Origin of the sequence: Mucilaginibacter gotjawali (genome assembly GCF_002355435.1) — a bacterium.
GTDB classification, from domain to species: Bacteria; Bacteroidota; Bacteroidia; order Sphingobacteriales; family Sphingobacteriaceae; genus Mucilaginibacter; species Mucilaginibacter gotjawali.
Genome location: NZ_AP017313.1, coordinates 4,982,523 through 5,001,874 on the forward strand (window position 1 = coordinate 4,982,523; position 19,352 = coordinate 5,001,874).

The 19,352-nt window shown below is 44.8% G+C and carries 18 protein-coding genes; 16 read left to right on the forward strand and 2 right to left on the reverse strand.

What is annotated here, in order from left to right:
* Positions 1-220: 220 nt before the first annotated feature.
* The 7 genes from MgSA37_RS21985 to MgSA37_RS22015 all read left to right on the forward strand — a co-directional run bounded on the left by MgSA37_RS21985 (position 221) and on the right by MgSA37_RS22015 (position 6,200).
* Positions 221-598, forward strand: coding sequence for a VOC family protein (locus MgSA37_RS21985; protein ID WP_096355048.1), 378 nt, complete (start codon positions 221-223; stop codon positions 596-598).
* Positions 599-1,229: 631 nt separating this feature from the next.
* Positions 1,230-2,246, forward strand: coding sequence for a hypothetical protein (locus MgSA37_RS21990; RefSeq protein WP_096355050.1), 1,017 nt, complete (start codon positions 1,230-1,232; stop codon positions 2,244-2,246).
* Positions 2,247-2,292: 46 nt separating this feature from the next.
* Positions 2,293-3,300, forward strand: coding sequence for a hypothetical protein (locus MgSA37_RS21995; protein ID WP_096355052.1), 1,008 nt, complete (start codon positions 2,293-2,295; stop codon positions 3,298-3,300).
* 120 nt (positions 3,301-3,420) lie between these two features.
* Positions 3,421-3,633 (forward strand): hypothetical protein, encoded by a 213-nt coding sequence (locus tag MgSA37_RS22000; protein WP_157750678.1) that lies wholly within the window; start codon positions 3,421-3,423, stop codon positions 3,631-3,633.
* A gap of 125 nt (positions 3,634-3,758) precedes the next feature.
* Positions 3,759-4,658 (forward strand): LysR substrate-binding domain-containing protein, encoded by a 900-nt coding sequence (locus MgSA37_RS22005; RefSeq protein ID WP_221199406.1) that lies wholly within the window; start codon positions 3,759-3,761, stop codon positions 4,656-4,658.
* Between the two features lie 131 nt (positions 4,659-4,789).
* Complete coding sequence (locus tag MgSA37_RS22010) at positions 4,790-5,800, forward strand: NAD(P)/FAD-dependent oxidoreductase (RefSeq protein ID WP_096355056.1); 1,011 nt, start codon at positions 4,790-4,792, stop codon at positions 5,798-5,800.
* 82 nt (positions 5,801-5,882) lie between these two features.
* Positions 5,883-6,200, forward strand: coding sequence for a 2Fe-2S iron-sulfur cluster-binding protein (locus tag MgSA37_RS22015; protein ID WP_096357669.1), 318 nt, complete (start codon positions 5,883-5,885; stop codon positions 6,198-6,200).
* 56 nt (positions 6,201-6,256) lie between these two features.
* Here MgSA37_RS22015 and MgSA37_RS22020 read toward each other — a convergent pair whose 3' ends face one another.
* Positions 6,257-8,074: a patatin-like phospholipase family protein gene (locus tag MgSA37_RS22020; protein WP_096355058.1), complete on the reverse strand. Its 1,818-nt coding sequence runs from the start codon at positions 8,072-8,074 to the stop codon at positions 6,257-6,259.
* Positions 8,075-8,240: 166 nt separating this feature from the next.
* On the opposite strand from MgSA37_RS22020, the gene MgSA37_RS22025 reads away from it, so the two are divergent.
* From MgSA37_RS22025 to MgSA37_RS22060, 8 genes are all read left to right on the forward strand, one after another.
* A complete protein-coding gene (locus tag MgSA37_RS22025; RefSeq protein WP_096355060.1) occupies positions 8,241-8,576 on the forward strand; it encodes a winged helix-turn-helix transcriptional regulator in 336 nt (111 codons plus the stop codon).
* A gap of 148 nt (positions 8,577-8,724) precedes the next feature.
* Positions 8,725-9,258, forward strand: coding sequence for a DinB family protein (locus MgSA37_RS22030; protein ID WP_096355062.1), 534 nt, complete (start codon positions 8,725-8,727; stop codon positions 9,256-9,258).
* A 181-nt stretch (positions 9,259-9,439) separates the two neighbouring features.
* The gene (locus MgSA37_RS22035) at positions 9,440-9,949 is read left to right on the forward strand and encodes a MarR family winged helix-turn-helix transcriptional regulator (RefSeq protein WP_096355064.1); all 510 of its coding nucleotides are present in this window, start codon (positions 9,440-9,442) and stop codon (positions 9,947-9,949) included.
* A complete protein-coding gene (gene hutH, locus MgSA37_RS22040) occupies positions 9,942-11,501 on the forward strand; it encodes a histidine ammonia-lyase (RefSeq protein WP_096355066.1) in 1,560 nt (519 codons plus the stop codon). Before MgSA37_RS22035 ends, hutH begins: the two co-directional genes overlap by 8 nt.
* The gene (gene hutU, locus MgSA37_RS22045; protein WP_096355068.1) at positions 11,479-13,152 is read left to right on the forward strand and encodes a urocanate hydratase; all 1,674 of its coding nucleotides are present in this window, start codon (positions 11,479-11,481) and stop codon (positions 13,150-13,152) included. Before hutH ends, hutU begins: the two co-directional genes overlap by 23 nt.
* A 163-nt stretch (positions 13,153-13,315) precedes the next feature.
* A complete protein-coding gene (gene hutI, locus MgSA37_RS22050; protein ID WP_096355070.1) occupies positions 13,316-14,521 on the forward strand; it encodes an imidazolonepropionase in 1,206 nt (401 codons plus the stop codon).
* A 150-nt stretch (positions 14,522-14,671) separates the two neighbouring features.
* On the forward strand, positions 14,672-16,354 hold the full coding sequence (gene ftcD / locus MgSA37_RS22055; RefSeq protein ID WP_096355072.1) for a glutamate formimidoyltransferase: 1,683 nt from the start codon (positions 14,672-14,674) through the stop codon (positions 16,352-16,354).
* 32 nt (positions 16,355-16,386) lie between these two features.
* Positions 16,387-18,051 carry an ABC transporter substrate-binding protein gene (locus MgSA37_RS22060; protein ID WP_232010709.1) on the forward strand — a complete coding sequence of 555 codons (1,665 nt, stop codon included), beginning with the start codon at positions 16,387-16,389 and terminating at the stop codon, positions 18,049-18,051.
* Positions 18,052-18,062: 11 nt separating this feature from the next.
* Here MgSA37_RS22060 and MgSA37_RS22065 read toward each other — a convergent pair whose 3' ends face one another.
* Positions 18,063-18,551, reverse strand: coding sequence for a hypothetical protein (locus tag MgSA37_RS22065; protein WP_096355074.1), 489 nt, complete (start codon positions 18,549-18,551; stop codon positions 18,063-18,065).
* 173 nt (positions 18,552-18,724) lie between these two features.
* Here MgSA37_RS22065 and MgSA37_RS22070 point away from each other — a divergent pair, with 173 nt between their 5' ends.
* The gene (locus MgSA37_RS22070) at positions 18,725-19,279 is read left to right on the forward strand and encodes a porin family protein (RefSeq protein WP_394365404.1); all 555 of its coding nucleotides are present in this window, start codon (positions 18,725-18,727) and stop codon (positions 19,277-19,279) included.
* The last annotated feature ends 73 nt before the right edge of the window (positions 19,280-19,352 follow it).

The following is a 19,352-nucleotide window of genomic DNA, read 5'->3' on the forward strand; positions in this document are numbered from 1 at the left end:
TTAAATGCCGGTTCTTTATACCCTGTAACGAAATTCTTATGCAAAGGTAGACAATACTTTTTAACGACAAAGGCTTCAAAATATGCTTCGATATCTTCAGATATGCGGTGCGGGGTATTGTTCAGCAATAACAGTTTAACTAAATTAGCAGGGCTGATACAAAAAAAACCGATTTCACTTTTACATATCAGGATATGGTTTAGCTTTGATAATTATATACATGAAATTCAGGATCGCCAGGCATACTACAGACTTAAACCGCATCATTGATTTTTACGGCCGCATTTTGGGCCTGAAAGTGCTGGGCGATTTTAAGGACCACCACCAGTATAACGGCGTTTTCATGGGTTTACCCGGTGAAAGCTGGCATATGGAGTTCACCGTGTCGGAAAAACAGCCCGAACACAAACCCGATGACGACGACCTCCTGGTTTTTTATGCGGCATCCCTGGCCGAATTTGCTGAGATCAAAAAAAGGTTTATCATCAATAATGTAAAACATGTTAAACCACAAAACCCCTATTGGGAAAAGAACGGGATCACCTTTGAAGATCCGGATGGCTACAGAATTGTAATTTCGGTAATAAGGGGACTGTAATACCATCAAAAGTGCCCGTATGCCATCAATTTATTCCCGCCTAAAGCATTTCATTCATCAATAATTGCTTCCAAAAAAGCTTATACGCGAAAATATCGGGTAATTCCCGCACTATGTTCAGGTAGTATTACGCTTGCCCCACTTATAAATCCGCCGTTTCTTTACATCAATATTTAATAAGCTAATAATTCAGGTATAATAATTAATATAAAAATCACTATAAACAGTGATTGACAGCCACTTATACACATTGTAGCTTTACAGGATAAAGCAATTAAATAATTGAGGCCCGGCAGATGCCGGTTATTTATAAATATTCATATTTTAAATAAACCGGCCACCGCTTAATCAAACGTAAGAGATATAGTTAGTTAGTTAGTTTGGTTTGCCGGTACGGGGTCTCTGTACCGGCTTTTTTTAACTTATAAATAACAATAGCAGCTCCGGGTCAAAAAAATTATATAAATAAGATCAACGGCGTTGCGGGTCAATTCTTATCAGGCACTTTTTGACATATATAAATTACTAAATATTAATAACATAACCAAATTCAATAGGTCTACCTCCGATCCCGTAGCTTATTAAAATAACGAGTCAGAAAAAAAATTAAAAACCAATAATCAAAAAAATCATGAAACGGCTAACACTTTACCTTTTAATCTTTCCATTTGCTGCTACCATTATTGCCTCATGCAATAAAAATAGCAGTGTTAATCCCGCAAATACTGCCAAAATCGGCAACAGCTCCTATATTACCCAGCTGGTTACCGTTTCAGGCAGCATCCTCTATATCGGCAACATCCTTCCTACGCTTGCTGTAGGAGCGGTTGGCGATTACTTCCTCGACGTTACAAACGGGTATGTTTACGGCCCCAAAACAGCAGTATCCTGGGGAAGAGGATATTCCCTTAAAGGGCCAACAGGCTCTACCGGGGCCACCGGCGCACCAGGGACAGCGGGAAGCCAGATCTATAGCGGCACAGGTATGCCTCCGGCATCTACTGGTGTAATTGGCGACTACTATCTCGACACACAAAATTTCCTGCTTTACGGTCCTAAAATCGCTGCAGGCTGGCCCGTACCAGTGAGCCTTACCGGCCCGACTGGCCCGAAAGGCCCGGTTGGCCCTCAAGGCCCTCCGGGAGGAGCCACCAATGTAAAGGTTGATACTTTTACTGTTAAAGGCAGCGACTGGCTTTGGAATTCGCAGTATGTTTATGAAACATCCCCCGGCAGTTATACCGAATATTTTACAAGGTATTACGTTCGTCATAACAGCTCAGTTACTGCCGGAGTACTTGACACGGGATTGGTTGTGGTTTATTTTACGCCAAGCCCCGTAAATAATCCTTACCAATGGGCGCCGCTGCCTTACCAGTTCGATTCCTCATTCGGATACACGGATAACTATGTGTATGTTACAGCAGTGGGACAAGTAACGCTCCATTATTTCTTCATCCAGACAGACCCTAATTCTACCCTGCCCACGTTAAGTACCTACAATGATGAAACACGCAAGTTTAAAATAGTAACGATAACCGGCAAGGCATTTAAATCGGCCGTCGCAAATCATGTCAATTTTAATAATTACCAGGAGGTGAGCAGGATAACGGGCTTATGGCAACAGGACATCCGGGAACAGAAATAACAGAATATATTCCATATTACATTTATTCACCAATAAAAATGACATTATGAAACGGCTTATATTCAACTTTTATACAATAATTTCCGCAGCAATAATTTTTTCCTCTTGCCACAAAGACACTAAAGTTATCCCGCAGGACATGGCAGCTACAAATTCGCCATCTATCATCACGATGCTGACCTCGGCGGCCGGGTATGTACTTTATGGAGGCACAACCGTACCTGCTGCAAGCTATGGCACGGTTGGCGCTTACTATCTCGACCTGCTTAACGGCACCATATACGGGCCCAAAACGGCTTCGGGCTGGGGTAGTGGTTTATCGTTAAAAGGCAACACCGGCGCTCCGGGCAATACAGGGCCGAAAGGCGCTGCCGGAAGTAAAATTTATGCCGGAGGCGTAGCACCGGCTGCTACAACCGGCGCTATTGGCGACTATTACCTTGATAGAGTAACAGCTTTCCTGTATGGCCCTAAAACCGCATCAGGCTGGGGTATCCCGGTTACGCTAAAGGGCCCGGCAGGTCCTCCGGGAAACCCGGGACCAACCGGACCGGCAGGAAAAAATGCAAATGTATTTTCGGATGTATTTACCTTAAAGGGCAGCGATTGGCTTTGGAACTCGCAGTATGTTTATGAAACAAGCCCCGGCAGCTATACCGAGTATTTCACCCGGTACTATGTTCGTCCGAATAGTAAGATCAATGCTGACGTTTTGAATAACGGAATGGTATTGGTATACTTTACACCAAGCCCGGTAAACAATCCAAACCAATGGGAGCCTTTACCTTACCAGTTCGACTCCTCATTTGGATTTACCTATAACTATGAATTTGTACCGGCAGTGGGCCAGGTAACTTTACATTATTTCTTTATTCAGACAGACCCTGCAGCTACCCTGCCAACGTTAAGTACTTACAATGACGAGACACGACAGTTTAAAGTGGTTACTATTTTGGGTGAAGCCGGCATATTTATGCTTGCACACCATGTTAATTTAAACAATTACCAGGAAGTAAGCAAAGTAACCGGGCTGTGGCAGCAAGATGCTAAATAGCACAAGTTTGGTTAATAGTTAGTTTGATTGGCCGTCGCGGGATTTTCCCGTGGCGGCTTTTTTTCGATGCCTTTCAAAACAAATTCTGTTTTTATTTATTCTGTAATAAAATTATTTATAATGAACAGGACCATCGGGATCGCATTAATTATCATCGGGGCAGTTATGATCATTTGGACAGGTTTTAGCTACACCAAAAAGGAAAAAATTGTTGATGCCGGTCCTATTCAAATCAGTGCCGACAAAGAGAAAACAGTAAACTGGCCACCCTACCTGGGCGGAATATTGTTAATAGGCGGAATTGTAATTGTTGCTACCGCGAAGAAGAGGTGAAAGGTTAAAGCATAAAACTTGATTGGCTTAGTTGTTGCTTTCATTTCTACCTTTTGGCTTTCGCCTTTCTGCTTTCAGCTTTTCCCCTTACATTTGTAGAAACGCAATATTTTGCGTCTCCGCTAATGATCTTCGATTTCCGCCTGAAAGTATTTTACACGGTTGCACAAAGGCTGAGCTTTACCAAAGCCGCGGCAGAATTGTTTATTACTCAACCGGCGGTTACCAAGCATATTAAAGAACTGGAACATCAACTGAACGTGCAGCTATTTATGCGCAATGGCAACAGCATTGTTTTAACCACTGCAGGCAAAATTTTGACCCAATACGCCGAAAAGATCTTTCAAACCTATACCGAACTGGAAACCGAGCTGGCACAGCTGAATAATATGGAAGCCGGCACGCTGCACATTGGTGCAAGTACAACTGTTGCCCAAACCATTTTACCCAAGCTGCTCGCCCTGTTTAAAAAAACATACCCTGCCGTTCACTTTACGTTCACCCAGGCCAATACCGATGTGATCACCCAGCAGGTGCTGGCCGAAAAAATTGATATTGCCATTGTTGAAGGGGCAGCCCATTACCCCCAGATCGCCTATGCGCCTTTCGCGAAAGACGAGATCGTACTGGTAACAAAGGCTAATAACCAGCTTTCAAAAAAGGCCGAGATAACACCGAAACAATTGCTCAACATCCCATTGGTATTGCGTGAAGCCGGTTCCGGTACGCTGGATGTGATATTTAATGCCCTTGCCCATATCGGCATCAACCCCAAAGACCTGCAGATAGAGATCCAGCTGGAAAGCAGTATCGCCATTAAACAATACCTGCTGTACTCCGAAACAGCTACCTTTCTTTCTATACAATCCGTTGTAAGCGAGTTAAAGTACAATGAGCTAACCATCATTGACATCAAAGGACTCGATATATTCCGCACCTTCCAGTTTATCCAGCTCCAGGGTAAAAACACCAAACTTATTGAGCTTTTTAAGCGTTTCTGCCTTACCAACTATAACTTAAAGTAATCGCTGATTACTATTTATCATTAGTTTTATGTTATAATAACATTGACCTTTAGTTATTAATTCAAACGCATTTGATTGAATATTTGAACCTGCGATCGTATTCAATAATTCAACCAATCAATAATTAAAACATGGAACTAGTAACTACTGATATTTGCATTATAGGGGCAGGGCCTGTAGGTTTATTCGCTGTTTTTGAAGCAGGCCTGTTAAAAATGCGCTGCCACCTGATAGATGTATTGCCACAGGTTGGCGGGCAGCTTTCTGAAATATATCCTCAAAAACCCATTTACGATATTCCTGGTTTCCCAACTATCAATGCACAACAGCTGGTTGATGGTTTGATGGAACAAATACAGCCGTTTCACCCCGGATTTTCTTTAGCAGAACGCGTTAATGAACTTTTTCAGCTGGAAGACGGATCCTTTGTTACCCGCACCAGCGACGATACCGAAGTGCACAGCAAGGTGGTGGTAATAGCCGGTGGCCTGGGCTGTTTTGAACCGCGTAAACCTGTAATTGATGGATTGGAGCAATTTGAGGGCAAAGGTGTAGCGTACATGGTTAAAAATCCCGAAGCTTACCGCGGCCGCAAAGTAGTACTGGCCGGCGGTGGTGATTCCGCTTTGGACTGGACCATTTTTTTGGCCGATATTGCCGAAGAAGTAACCCTGATCCATAGAGGCGATACCTTCCGGGGCGCACCAGACTCTGCCGAAAAGGTTTTTGAACTGGCTACCGAAGGGAAGATCAACCTGATCCTTCAATCACATATCAATGCCATCAAAGGCAACGGGCATTTGCAGCAGGTAGAAGTGATTGGCAGGGATAACGAGACCACGGTAATTGAAGCAGATCATTTGATTCCGCTGTTTGGCCTCACCCCAAAACTTGGCCCTATTGCTGAATGGGGACTGAATGTAGATAAATCGGCCATTATGGTAGATACGGTTGACTACAGCACCAATGTAAAAGGCGTTTATGCTATAGGCGATATCAATATCTATCCCGGCAAGTTAAAACTGATCCTTTGTGGTTTTCACGAAGCTGCCCTGATGGCCCAAAGTGCATTTAAACACGTTTACCCTGATCAGAAATTAAGTTTTAAATATACTACCGTTTACGGTGTAACTGCTTTTTAAGTTTAAAGGCGAAAGGATAAAGGTGAAAGGTTTGAACGACCACACCTTTTGCCTTTCACCTTTTACCTTTAACCTCACCAACATGATCAATATAACCATAGAAGACCGCGACGGGAGCCGCCGGCCGGTTGAAATACCTGAAGAAATAAGCCTTAGCCTGATGGAAGTTTTAAAAGCATCTGACCATCATGTACTGGCCACCTGCGCCGGTATGGCCCTTTGCGCCACCTGCCATGTACAGGTGCTGGAAGGCCCTGAAAAATATTTCCATGCCACAAATACCGAACTGGATATGCTGGACACGCTGCCTGAAACAGGCCACGACAGCCGCCTGGCTTGCCAGATAAGGATCAGTGAAGATATGGATGGAATGATATTCAGGATAAGGGGCGAAGCATAAGCAAACGGCAAAAACTTCCGAAGTTTTTAAAACTTCGGAAGTTTACCATAATTCCCCTACCAATTTTCAGGAAAAGGAATATCCTTCACACTTAATGGCTTAAATTTTTTGATCTGGTAGTCCAGGCCGTACTGGTTATACATAAAAAAAGGATCGGTTTTAAAATGCTCATAATCTGCAGTCAATTGCGCCTTAAGGCTGTTTAAGCGGCCCAGGTATACTGCATCATAAGCCGAGGGGGTGGTAAAAAGCCTTTCGATATAAGTAAGCAAATTATAACAGGTGGTCAACTGCCCGCAGGCAATAATACAGGCCATGCTATGCTGCTGGTGCATATTGCTTTCGTCAAACCATAGCGTTGTGCCCATATTAAAAGCGGTTTGGGCCACAATCTGGATGTCGCGGCTGGGGTTTAAATACGGTGCAGGTGGCGGGTTCTTCTTGCGGTACAGGTCGCTTGAAAAAGCAAGATCATAAATGTGGTTGCCCTTGCCACGGTTTTTCCACTGCGGCGATCCGTAAAAAGTATTATAAAGCAGTTGCCTTATCCGTTTTAAAAAAACACTCATATTCAGCAGCAGCACCGATTCAACCCGGGCCTGCATCATTTGTTTCAATACCACCAGCGGTGTTTTAGTAAAATAATGGATGAGTAACCTGATGATCTTTTCGGTAAATGATTTTAGCAAGGGCGATGACGTGCCGAGGATCTTACTTTTTAATGAGGACACTGCCCATAAAAACAAAGCAGGCAACACAATTAAAATTCCGCCCAGCATCCCCATCCAAACCAAATGGCAGTAAAACCCAAACCCGATACAGCCTGCGGCAACCAAAAAGAATAGGGTGGCGATCCAGTTTATACCACCAAGACTGATGCCGGTATGTTCGGGTTGCGGCGGATTAACATATGGCTTGATAAAATAGCTGCCTACGTCATTCACCAGCATCAGGTCGAAAGGTTTAAAAGTCGTTTCGTGCCTTTGCCTGCGGCCGTCGGCATACATCATGCTTTGCAGGCCCTGGTTATCGGTGATGCCGCCATCCATAAAACCGACATTTTTTTCGGCTATAAAAGTCGATTCCTGCTTATCGCCGGTTTGAGGGATCATCGTGAGACCACCTTTCAGTTCATCTTCGGTTAAACCTTCATGCGTAAAATCCTCAGGGAATACAATAGGCTCAAAACCTGCCGGGAAACAGGAAGAAGCGGCAAGCACATCCCCTATTTTGTATTTTCCGGCAACCAGCTGGCTAAGGAATATATTTTCGTTCCCGAATTTGAAATAAGGGTCGTTAGCAGAGTCAAGCACCATTTTACGGTCCTGCCTGAAAGAGAGGCCGGTATAAAATTCAGTGGTATTAAAGCAAACTTCCTGCAGGTGGCCGGCTTCGTTATTATAAAAAAGAGAATGCAGCGTTGCTCCTTCAAAAATATACTCATCATAAGCCATTGAAAAAGCATTGATAATGTTGCGGCTTTTATCGGGCCGGTTGCGCCAGCGTTTTTGATCTGAAAGAATTTCGAGCGCGTTTTGCAGCAGAAAATCGCCGGAAAGGCATTCAAACAGCTTTACATAAAAATCCTTAAATGATTTACCCTGCGCGTTATACAGTGAGTATAAGGTGGTGGGAATAGTCCCGCCGGATGCCGACGACATATAAGTTACCTGGTTTAAAAGCACGTTGCCTTTAAGCGGGTCGTCATCGCCATTAAATTTAACTTTGTATAGATAGGATATGACGCCCATGCCAAATGAGGCGGCACGGAAGCCGCCGCCCGAAAATGCAAGCGCGATATTTTCAAATGGTTTGATGCTGGATACTTTCAGGGTAAGCTCCGCATGTTGAGGTGTGGGGGTTAAGGTTTCCATTGGATGGATTTTAGGTTTGTTTGCATAAAAATAGGCATAAAAAAAATATCGTCAATAAATTTTAAGGATTTTATCCGCCTGACTTATAATTATTTACGCAAAATTTAATTTGCAGTTTACATCAAAAGATATACATTTGATACCAGTAGCTTAACAAGTACTTTTAATGAAAGAAAAAAGTAATGACATCCTGAACCGGATAGCCCATGTACAAAATACCCTGCAGGCCATAAACGGCAAATGGAAGCTGCCGATATTAATGTCGATGTATGCGGGTAAAAGCAGGTTCAGGGATATACAGCGTAATATCCCGCAAATAACCACCCGGGTACTCTCCAAAGAGCTAAAGGACCTGGAAGCAAGTAAGCTCATCATCCGCATTGTTACAGACGGACACCCGGTGTCAGTTGAATACAAACTCACTACCTATAGTTATACCCTTACCCCTGTTGTTGATGAAATGATTAAATGGGGAAAGCAGCACAGTAAAGGCAGCCTTTGATTTACGATTTTAGAATTACGATTTACGAATTTTTTACAATTGTTTATTTTTTCAAGGCGTTCAAGAATGCTTCGCAGTTTAGAATTACGATTTACGAATTTGTGAACTAAACCTTTGCAGCAAACTCCGTGAAATAAAAAAGCATGTTATGCGAATAATACCAAAACCATTGGAAGGCGAATACCCGCCTTATGCTATTATGTACATCAACCTATTGCCTGATGACGGACAGGTATTAAAGCACATGCATGATAATTTTATTGCCGTAAAGCAATTGATCTATAGCCTTCCGGAAGAAACGCTGTACCATCGCTACGCAGCGGGTAAATGGAGCATTAAAGAAGTGTTGGTGCATATTGTGGATGATGAAAGGATCTTTGCTTACCGCGCACTTCGTTTTGCCCGGGGCGAACAACAAAATCTGATCGGGTTTGACCAGGATCAATACGCCGCACTTTCAAAAGCTAATGAACGTGATCTGGATAATATTTTTGAAGAATATGAAGCCGTCAGAAGATCAACCATTGCCTTGTTCAATGGCTTTCCCGAAGATTCACTAACCAGGATGGGTAAAGGAACCGGCAGTTTCAATGGCGCAACAGTAAGAGCACTGGCCTATCATATTGCCGGTCACGAACAACACCATATCAATTTAATAAAAGAACTTTATTTGAATAGATAAACCCAAGTCACACACCAAAAATCTGTAAAATCAAACTAATCAGTTAAAAATCTGTGATCAAAAATCTGTGAAAATCAAATTAATCAGCTAAATCTGCGGTCAATAATCAGTGAAATCAAAATAATCCGTAAAAATCCGTGATCAGGCTTGCATTTATATAAGCACTTATATAAATTGCACCATGAATTTATACCAAAGCCTGGGATACCTTGTAATGGGCAGCCGCTTACGGCGGTTAAGCGAGAGTTTTTTATCAGAAATTAACCGTGCTTACCAAAATGAGGGCATTGATTTTGATGCCAGCTGGTTCCCGGTATTTTATTTATTGTCGAAGAACGACGCTTTGTCTATCAAGGAGTTAAGCGAACAAACCGAGGTTTCGCACCCGGCTGCCAGCCAGCTCATCACCAATTTAAAAAACAAAAACCTGGTAACCAGCGCCACCTGTGCCGATGATGGGCGGAGGCAATTGATTACACTTACTGATAAAGGAAGGGATCTGTTACAGCAGATTATGCCTGTTTGGGATGCGATACTATTGGCGATGGACGAATTGATAACAGATAACCCCACATCTGACAACCTGCTGCCCGCTGTTGACGCTATGGAAAAAGTATTTAAACAAAACAGCTTAGCCGAAAAAATTGGCAGTAAACTATCCGTTGAACTTAAACCTGCAGCTAATGAGTAAAGTATTTAACTACGGTGCGGACCATTTAACGGCGGGTATTTGCATTGATATAGCCTCCGGCAAAACAAAAGGCTTGATCAATGGCCATACGGCTGACAGGGTGCGTGCATCGTGGCGCGAAGTGGAAAAGATTGTACACGCCCATCACCCGGTTTATGGTATCAATACGGGTTTCGGGCCTTTGTGTGATACCCGGATATCGGAAGCCGATACTTCTTTATTGCAAAGCAACCTGCTCAAAAGCCATAGTGTTGGCGTGGGTAAACCCATCCCTGCGGAGATAGCCAAACTGATGCTTATTACCAAAGTGCATGCACTGGCACAAGGCTATTCTGGCATTGCGCCTGAAACACTGGAGCGCATCATCTGGCATATCGACAATGATATTATCCCCGTAGTTCCTGAAAAAGGTTCGGTTGGCGCTTCCGGCGATCTTGCCCCCTTAGCGCACCTGTTTTTGCCCTTAATAGGCCTGGGCGAAGTTTTTGCCGGCGGAAACCGCCTGGCTACTTCGGGCATTTTAAGCGCTCACGGCCTTAAACCACTGGTACTGGGCCCAAAAGAAGGCCTGGCGCTGATCAACGGCACGCAGTTTATCCTGGCATTTGCTGTAAAGGCTGTACAACGGCTAAACGATGCATTGAATGCCGCAGATATCATAGGCGCTATGTCGTTAGAAGGTTTGATGGGTTCGGCTCGTCCTTTTGATGCCCGGTTGCATCAGTTACGCCCATACAAAGGCAATAAATTTGTCGCCAAACGCCTTCATACCTTGTTAAAAGATTCGGAGATCTGCAATTCGCATGTAAACTGCGACCGTGTGCAGGATCCCTACTCGCTTCGCTGTATGCCGCAAGTGCATGGCGCGTCGCGCAATGCCTGGCTGCATTTAAAAGAAATGACAGAGATCGAACTCAATTCGGTAACTGATAACCCTATTATTTTTAATGCCGAGGATACCATCAGCGGTGGCAACTTCCACGGGCAGCCCATGGCGATACCTTTAGATTATGCCACTATCGCGGCAGCAGAACTGGGCAATATTGCCGACCGCCGTTGCTACCTGATGAGCGAAGGACGTTACGGCTTACCAAAACTATTGACCCATAATGCCGGCCTGCATTCGGGTCTTATGATCCCGCAATACACTACGGCAGCTTTGGTTACAGAAAATAAAACGCTCTGTTTCCCGGCAAGTGCTGATAGTGTGCCGACATCCCTGGGTCAGGAGGACCATGTTTCGATGGGTTCTATCAGCGGACGTAAGCTGCACCAGGTAATTGATAATTTAGAATATATCCAGGCTATCGAACTCCTTTATGCTTCGCAGGCCATGGATTTCAGGCGGCCGCTCAAATCAACCCCGGTAATTGAGGCCTGCCACCAACTGGTACGCAGCAAAGTGCCTTTTATTGATGATGACCGCATTTTTGCAGATGACATCAACCAGCTTCACCAGTTAATTACCAATGGCGAACTGCTCACGACAGTAAACAATACAGCAACAGCTAACCAAATAATTTTAAACGATGACGACTTCGGAATTTATTAAAACCTACGCCAACCACCCGGTGTATAAAGCCCCGCGTGGTATGGAACTGCATGCCAAAAGCTGGCAGACTGAAGCACCTTTGCGGATGCTGCTGAATAACCTTGATGGCCAGGTGGCCGAAAACCCGGACGAACTGGTGGTTTATGGCGGCATCGGCCAGGCGGCCCGTAACCCGGAATCGCTCCGTAAAATTATTGAGCTTTTGCTGGAGCTGGATGAATATCACTCGCTATTGGTACAATCCGGCAAACCGGTAGGCATTATCCGCAGTCACCCCGAGGCACCGCGTGTACTCATCGCTAACAGCAATTTAGTTCCTGCCTGGGCAACCTGGGATCACTTTAACGAACTCCGCGCCAAAGGCCTGATGATGTATGGGCAGATGACGGCCGGCAGCTGGATCTATATCGGCTCGCAGGGCATATTGCAGGGCACTTATGAGACTTTTGTAGAATGCGGCGTACAGCATTTTAATGGCGACCTTACCGGCAAATTGATCGTCAGCGCTGGTTTGGGCGGCATGGGCGGCGCTCAGCCACTGGCAGCCACTATGGCGGGCGGTGTATTTTTAGGGGCCGATGTGGATGAAACCCGCATCCAAAAACGTTTGGATTCGCAGTACATCGACAGGATGACCCACTCGTACGAGGAAGCTATTGCCTGGGTGCAGGAAGCAATGGAAAAGGGCGAAACGTTGTCGGTGGGTCTGGTAAGCGATGCCGGCGATATGCTGGAAAAATTATTGCATGCCAATATCGTCCCCGATATGCTGACCGATCAAACTTCGGCACATGATCCGCTGAACGGTTATATCCCTAACGGACTTTCGATGACATTGGCATCGGTGCTCAGGAAAACCGACCCGGCTGAATATAAAAGATTATCCCTTGCCAGTATGGCAAGGCATGTTGGCTTTATGCTCGAACTGCAAAAACGCGGCGCCGTAACTTTTGATTACGGCAACAACCTGCGCGAATTTGCCCGCCAGGGCGGTGAGCCGAATGCGTTTAACTTCCCCGGGTTTACCCCCGCCTATATCCGTCCCTTATTTTGCGAGGGCAAAGGGCCGTTCAGATGGGTCGCCTTATCCGGCGATCCTGAAGATATTTTTGCTACTGACAACGCATTGATGGAAGCTTTTCCTGAAAACAAACCCCTGATTAACTGGCTCGAAAAAGCGCAGCAAAAGATCTCTTTCCAGGGCCTGCCCGCGCGCATCTGCTGGTTGGGCATGGGCGAACGCGAAAAAGCAGGCTTAATATTTAACGACCTGGTAAAAACAGGCAAAGTAAAAGGCCCCATAGTAATAGGACGCGATCACCTGGACTGCGGTTCCGTAGCATCCCCTAACCGGGAGACGGAATCCATGATGGATGGCTCTGATGCGGTATCAGACTGGCCGTTACTGAACCTGATGTCGAACACGGCAGGCGGAGCTACATGGGTATCCTTCCATCATGGCGGCGGCGTCGGCATGGGCTATTCACAGCATGCCGGGATGGTGGTATTAGCCGATGGAACTGATCGCGCAGCCACCTGCCTTAAAAGAGTTTTATATAATGACCCGGCAATGGGCATCTTCCGGCATACCGATGCCGGCTATGATAAAGCCAAAGAATGGGCGGAGAAGTTTGATTTGAAAGTATGGTAGGTATTGAGTCCGAAAGTCCGCAATGTCGGAAAAGTCCGAAAGTAAAGAAGAAATAAAAATACATAGCGTATAATTGTCATAACTATGATCTTTGGGGTTTGAATTTTCATAATCCTAAAATCTTTTAATCTTAGAAATCCTAGTTCAGACAAAGTTCCAAAACATGAAAAAAATAACAGGCCCATTCACCCAAATATTGCCATTAACCGGCCTGCCGCTAAAAGGCGCATTGAAGGACAGCCAGCTGCAGATCATTAAAAATGCATGGGTTTTGAGTAATAACGACCGGATCATCACCATCGGCACACTGGAAAGGCTGCGCAAGGACCATCCATCGGCACAGATCACCGAAATTACCGGCGACAGGGTGTTACTGCCGGGCTTTATTGACTGCCATACGCATATTTGTTTTGCCGGCAGCCGGGCCAATGACTATGCCCTGCGTTCATCCGGTAAAAGCTATACCGATATTGCTAAAGCTGGTGGCGGCATTTGGGATACGGTAACTGCTACCCGTGCGGCAAGTGAGGCAACCCTGGTTGAACTATTGGTGAAACGTGCGGACAGGCATCTATCCGAAGGTGTCAGCATAATTGAAGTAAAGAGCGGGTACGGTTTATCTGTTGAACAGGAGCTGAAACAATTAAGGGCGATAAAAGAGGCATCGTATAAAACAAAAGCAACCTTAGTACCCACCTGCCTGGCAGCGCACATGCTTCCAAAAGACTTTGAAGGAACGCGAGCAGAGTATTTGGATGACGTTTTAAAAAACCTGCTCCCTATCGTCAAAAAAGAAAACCTGGCTACCCGGGTGGATATTTTTGTGGAGGATGGTGCATTTAAGCCGGAAACCGCTATGAACTTCCTTCAAAAAGCAAAAGAAATGGGCTTTGCCGTAACCGTTCATGCCGACCAGTTTACTACCGGCGGCAGCGAGCTGGCTGTTGAAGTTGGTGCTGTTTCTGCAGATCACCAGGAAGCCACCAAGGACCGGGACATCAAATTATTAGCAAAATCAGATACAGTAGCAGTGGCCTTACCCGGAGCCTCATTAGGATTAGGGATGCAATATGCTCCTGCCCGGAAGTTACTGAACGCGGGTGCATGCCTTGCCATTGCCAGCGACTGGAACCCCGGATCGGCCCCGATGGGCGATTTGCTGATGCAGGCTGCCGTATTGGGTGCAGCCGAAAAACTAAGCGCCGCCGAAGTATTTGCCGGGCTAACCTTCCGCGCAGCACAGGCCTTAAGGCTCACCAACCGCGGAACACTGGCAACAGGTACCCCTGCTGATTTTCATATGTATCCGACCAATGATTACAGGGATATATTATATAACCAGGGGAAACTGAAACCAATTTTAAGGTGAAAGCAGAAACCTGCCTGCCGACAGGCAGGGGTAAAAGGCGAAAGCTAAAGCCATTTATATTAGAAATAAACTTAAAACAAATAATTGAACTTTTTCTTTCGGACTTCCGGTCTTCCCGGACTTTCGGACTAAAAACATAATCTCTCTACCATGCAACTAATCGAATGTGTCCCCAATTTCAGCGAAGGTGTAAACCTTGATATTATTAAGCAGATCACCAACGAAGTTGAATCTGTTGAAGGTGTACGATTGTTGAATGTCGATCCGGGCAAAGCCACCAACCGTACGGTGGTAACTTTTGTGGGCGAACCGGAAAAGGTGATCGAAGCGGCGTTTTTAGCTATTAAAAAAGCCGGCGAACTGATTGATATGAGTAAGCATAAAGGCGAACACCCCCGCATGGGCGCTACGGATGTCTGTCCGCTGATACCGATAGCGAATATCACCATGCAGGAAACGGCAGCATATGCCAAACGCCTGGCCAAACGCGTGGGCGAAGAGTTATTCATTCCGGTTTATTTGTATGAGCATGCGCAGGAAGATAAAAGCAGGAACAACCTTTCGGTGATCCGTGCGGGGGAATATGAAGGCTTTTTCAAGAAGATCAAATTGCCGCAATGGAAGCCTGATTTCGGCCCGGTGGAGTATGACGCCAAACGCGGCGCAACGGTTATCGGCGCAAGGGATTTCCTGATCGCTTATAATGTCAACTTAAATACTACCAGCACCCGCAGGGCAAATTCCATTGCCTTTGACGTGCGGGAGGCTGGTCGGGTTTTGCGTGAAGGCGACCCGATCAACGGAAAGATCATTACTGATGAGAACGGTAAACCAAAATCAATCCCCGGTTCGTTAAAATCAGTAAAAGCCATCGGCTGGTTCATCGAGGAATATGGTGTGGCACAAATCTCCATGAACCTCACCAATATTGAAGTAACCCCCTTACATATTGCCTTTGACGAGGTCTGCAAAAAAGCAGCAGAGCGTGGCATGCGTGTTACCGGCAGCGAGTTGGTGGGCCTAGTACCACTCAAATCCATGCTGGATGCAGGTAAATATTTCTTATTAAAGCAGCAGCGTTCGGTTGGGGTGAGTGAAAAGGAGTTGATCAGGATAGCAATCCTTTCAATGGGACTTTCGGAACTGGCGCCTTTCAACCCGGACGAACGCATTATTGAATATTTGCTGAAAGATAAGGGATCCAGCAAACTCGCATCCATGAGTTTGATCGATTTTGCCGACGAAACGGCCAGCGAAAGCCCTGCCCCTGGCGGTGGTTCAATTGCCGCCTACCTGGGCGCTCTGGGAGCAGCTTTGGGCACAATGGTAGCCAACCTATCCTCCCACAAAAAGGGCTGGGACGACCGTTGGAAAGAATTCAGCGATTGGGCCGAAAAAGGGCAGCAATATAAAGATGAATTGTTAGAGCTGGTCGACCTGGATACTGCCGCGTTCAACAAGATAATGGAAGCCTTCGGCCTGTCCAAATCAACACCCGAAGAAAAAGCGGCAAGGGATAAAGCCATACAGGACGCCACCAAATATGCCATTGAAATACCCTTTAAAGTGATGAAAGCCGCCTGTGGCAGCATGACCGTCATCAAAGCTATGGCCGAAACTGGTAACCCCAACTCCATCAGTGATGCGGGGGTGGCAGCCCTTTGCGCCCGCAGCGCGGTGATCGGTGCCTTTATGAATGTGAAGATCAATGCTTCGGGGTATAAGGATAAGGCATTTACGGATGAGATTATTGCTGAAGGTAATGAGATTGAAAAACAAGCTATGGAATTGGAAAAGGAGATTATTGAGTTGGTGAATTTGAAAATTAGTTAATTTGAAGATTTGAAAATGCGTAAATTTAGGTCGTGGGAGTAAAACAGCATTGTTCAACAATTTTCAAATTTTCAAATCAACCAATTTTCAAATTACTACTGCTACTGCTATTCATCTCCTGCTCAAACAATACATCCACTTCCAAAAAAACCGTCTTCAATATCAACCTGGATGAAGGCCTCAGTTCCCTTGACCCAGCTTTTTCGCGCAACCAGAATGCCATCTGGATGAACAATGCGTTGTATAACGGCCTGGTGCAGATTGATGACAGCCTGAAAACCATCCCCTGCATTGCAAAAAGCTGGGATATTTCAACCGATGGCACTGTCTATACTTTTCACCTGCGTAATGATGTTTATTTTCATGATGATCCCCATTTTAAAAACGGTATAGGCCGCAAAGCCGTCGCAGCTGATTTTGTGTACAGCTTCAGCCGCCTCGTCGACCCGAAAGTGGCCTCCTCCGGCTCATGGATCTTTAGTGACAAGGTGAACGGCTGTAACGGTTTTATCGCTATAAATGACTCTACTTTTCAGGTAAAACTGAAACAACCTTATCCGCCGTTTATAAGCATGCTTACTTCGCAGTATTGTTCGGTAGTACCGCATGAGGTGGTTGATTTTTACGGGAAAGATTTTCGCCAGCACCCGGTGGGTACCGGGCCATTCAGGTTTAAGTACTGGAAAGAAGGCGAAGTACTGGTATTGCTGAAAAACGAACATTACTGGGAAAAAGATAAGGATGGCAGTCCCCTGCCCCATTTGGATGCCATTCGTGCCACCTTTATCGGCGATAAACAAACCGCTTTTATGGAATTTATCAGCGGCAAGCTCGATTTTTTGAATGATATTGATGGCAGCTACCGCGATGATATCCTCACCAAGTCTGGTAAGATCACTACCAAATACAAAGGAAAATTTATCTTAAGCACCGGCCCGTTCCTCAATACCATTTACCTGGGCATGCTGGTAGATAGCAGCCTGGCTATCGTGAAAAGCTCGCCCTTGCGGCATTTAAAAATAAGGCAGGCCATCAATTACGCCATCGACCGCAAAAAGATGATCAAATACCTGCGCAACAGCATGGGTACGGCAGGTTCGGCAGGGTTTATTCCTGTCGGGATGCCGGGTTTTGAGGCAGACAAAATGCAAGGCTACTCCTACAATCCCGAAAAAGCAAGGCAGTTACTCAAAGAAGCCGGTTATCCCAATGGCGACAACCTGCCCGAAATTGTTTTACATACCACCGTAGGCTACCGCAGCCTGATTGAGTATGTGCAGGGACAGCTCAGCCAGATCGGCATTAAAACAAGTGTGGAGATTACCCAGGGCGCCAGCCTGCGCGAACTGGTATCCAAAAACGGCGTCAACTTTTTCTACGGAAGCTGGCTGGCTGATTATCCCGATGCGGAAAATTACCTTTCTGTTTTCTACTCAAAAAACAAGATCCCCTGGGGGCCAAACTATACCGGCTTTAACAATAAACAATTCGACGCCCTGTTCGTACAGGCCTACCACGAGCCTAACGATGAAAAACGCTACGCCCTTTACCGCCAGATGGATAATATTGTAATGCAGCAATCGCCGGTAGTTATTTTGTATTATGATAAACGGGTTAACCTGTATCAGAATAATATTTCAGGATATAGCGTTAACGCGCAGAATTTGCTGGTGTTTAAGAAGATAAAAAAGATTTAGAAATGCGCATACTACTCGTTTTTAGTGTGTTTTGAACGAAACTTATCCAAAGCAACTGCCTCATCAAAATAACCGGTAAACTTATTAGATAATACCTCGTCTTTAAATTTGACTATCGTATAACTGCTATCAAAACAGTCTATTTCCATAACGGCTTCTTGGTATTGTATGTGCCCATCCTCAAAAATAAATGGATTACTCTCAATAAAGGGAACAAGCTCATTACTGATCTCTATTTTAACATCAAGAGGTACAGCCAAAATCACACCCCATATCATTTGCATCCCGGAGTCAATAACTCTCTTAAACTGTTCAGGCTTCAATATAAAATACTCTTCCTCGTAATTTATAGGCAATTCATGGAAATTGTCGCATCCATTAAACTCGAAATCGGAGATTATCCAGTTATGGTTATTAATTTCTTCACAAATGGGTTTAAAAAGTTCAATAAGGTTGGTGTGATATTTTAACTTGTTTAATTTCCTGATTACCCAATTCATTTTACAATTGTACTATTTATTCTAGTTATTAATGATCTCGTGTTACTTAAAATAACAGATCGATTTCATTTCCAATAAATACCTATCTTTCCAAACTTAAATTTCATTTCACGCGAGAATCATACCTTATCCTCATCCTTCTATTTTCAACTGCATTTACTTTCGCCCAAACCATAAATTATGGCATTAAAGCCGGGCTTAATTTGTCAACATTATCACTTACAGGTCCAGGGTTTACAAATTATGGCAAATACCTCCCCGGGTTTAATGCAGGTGGTATCGTCAATATTGAATTTTCAAATTTCACAATCCAGCCGGGTTTATTCTATAGCACAAAAGGCGAACAAATTACTTTACTTTTTGTTGATGCTAATCAGCAAAACCCACAAAAAGCTACATTGACTTATAGGCTGAATTTCATTGAACTGCCTATTAACTTTCTGTATAAAATTGTAAAATTACAAGATGGAAACTTACATATTGGCGGCGGACCTTACCTGGGCTATGGCATTTCGGCGAACTCATCGATAAATGGAACAAATACTTCTCTTTCATATAGCAAATACTATCGTAACCCGGATTACGGGATCAATTTCATAGTCGGAGCAGAATTCATCAATAAATTTATCGTAGACGCCGGCTACGGGTTAGGGTTTGCCAACTTAGGCGGTGGTTCCACCCCACAAAACCGGGTATTTAGCTTTTCCGTGGGATATTTGTTTAGATAGGCCAATCCCAGACATTCCGCAATCGCAATTCCGACTTCCGCAATTCAAATTAGTTGTGCCTAAACACAACCCC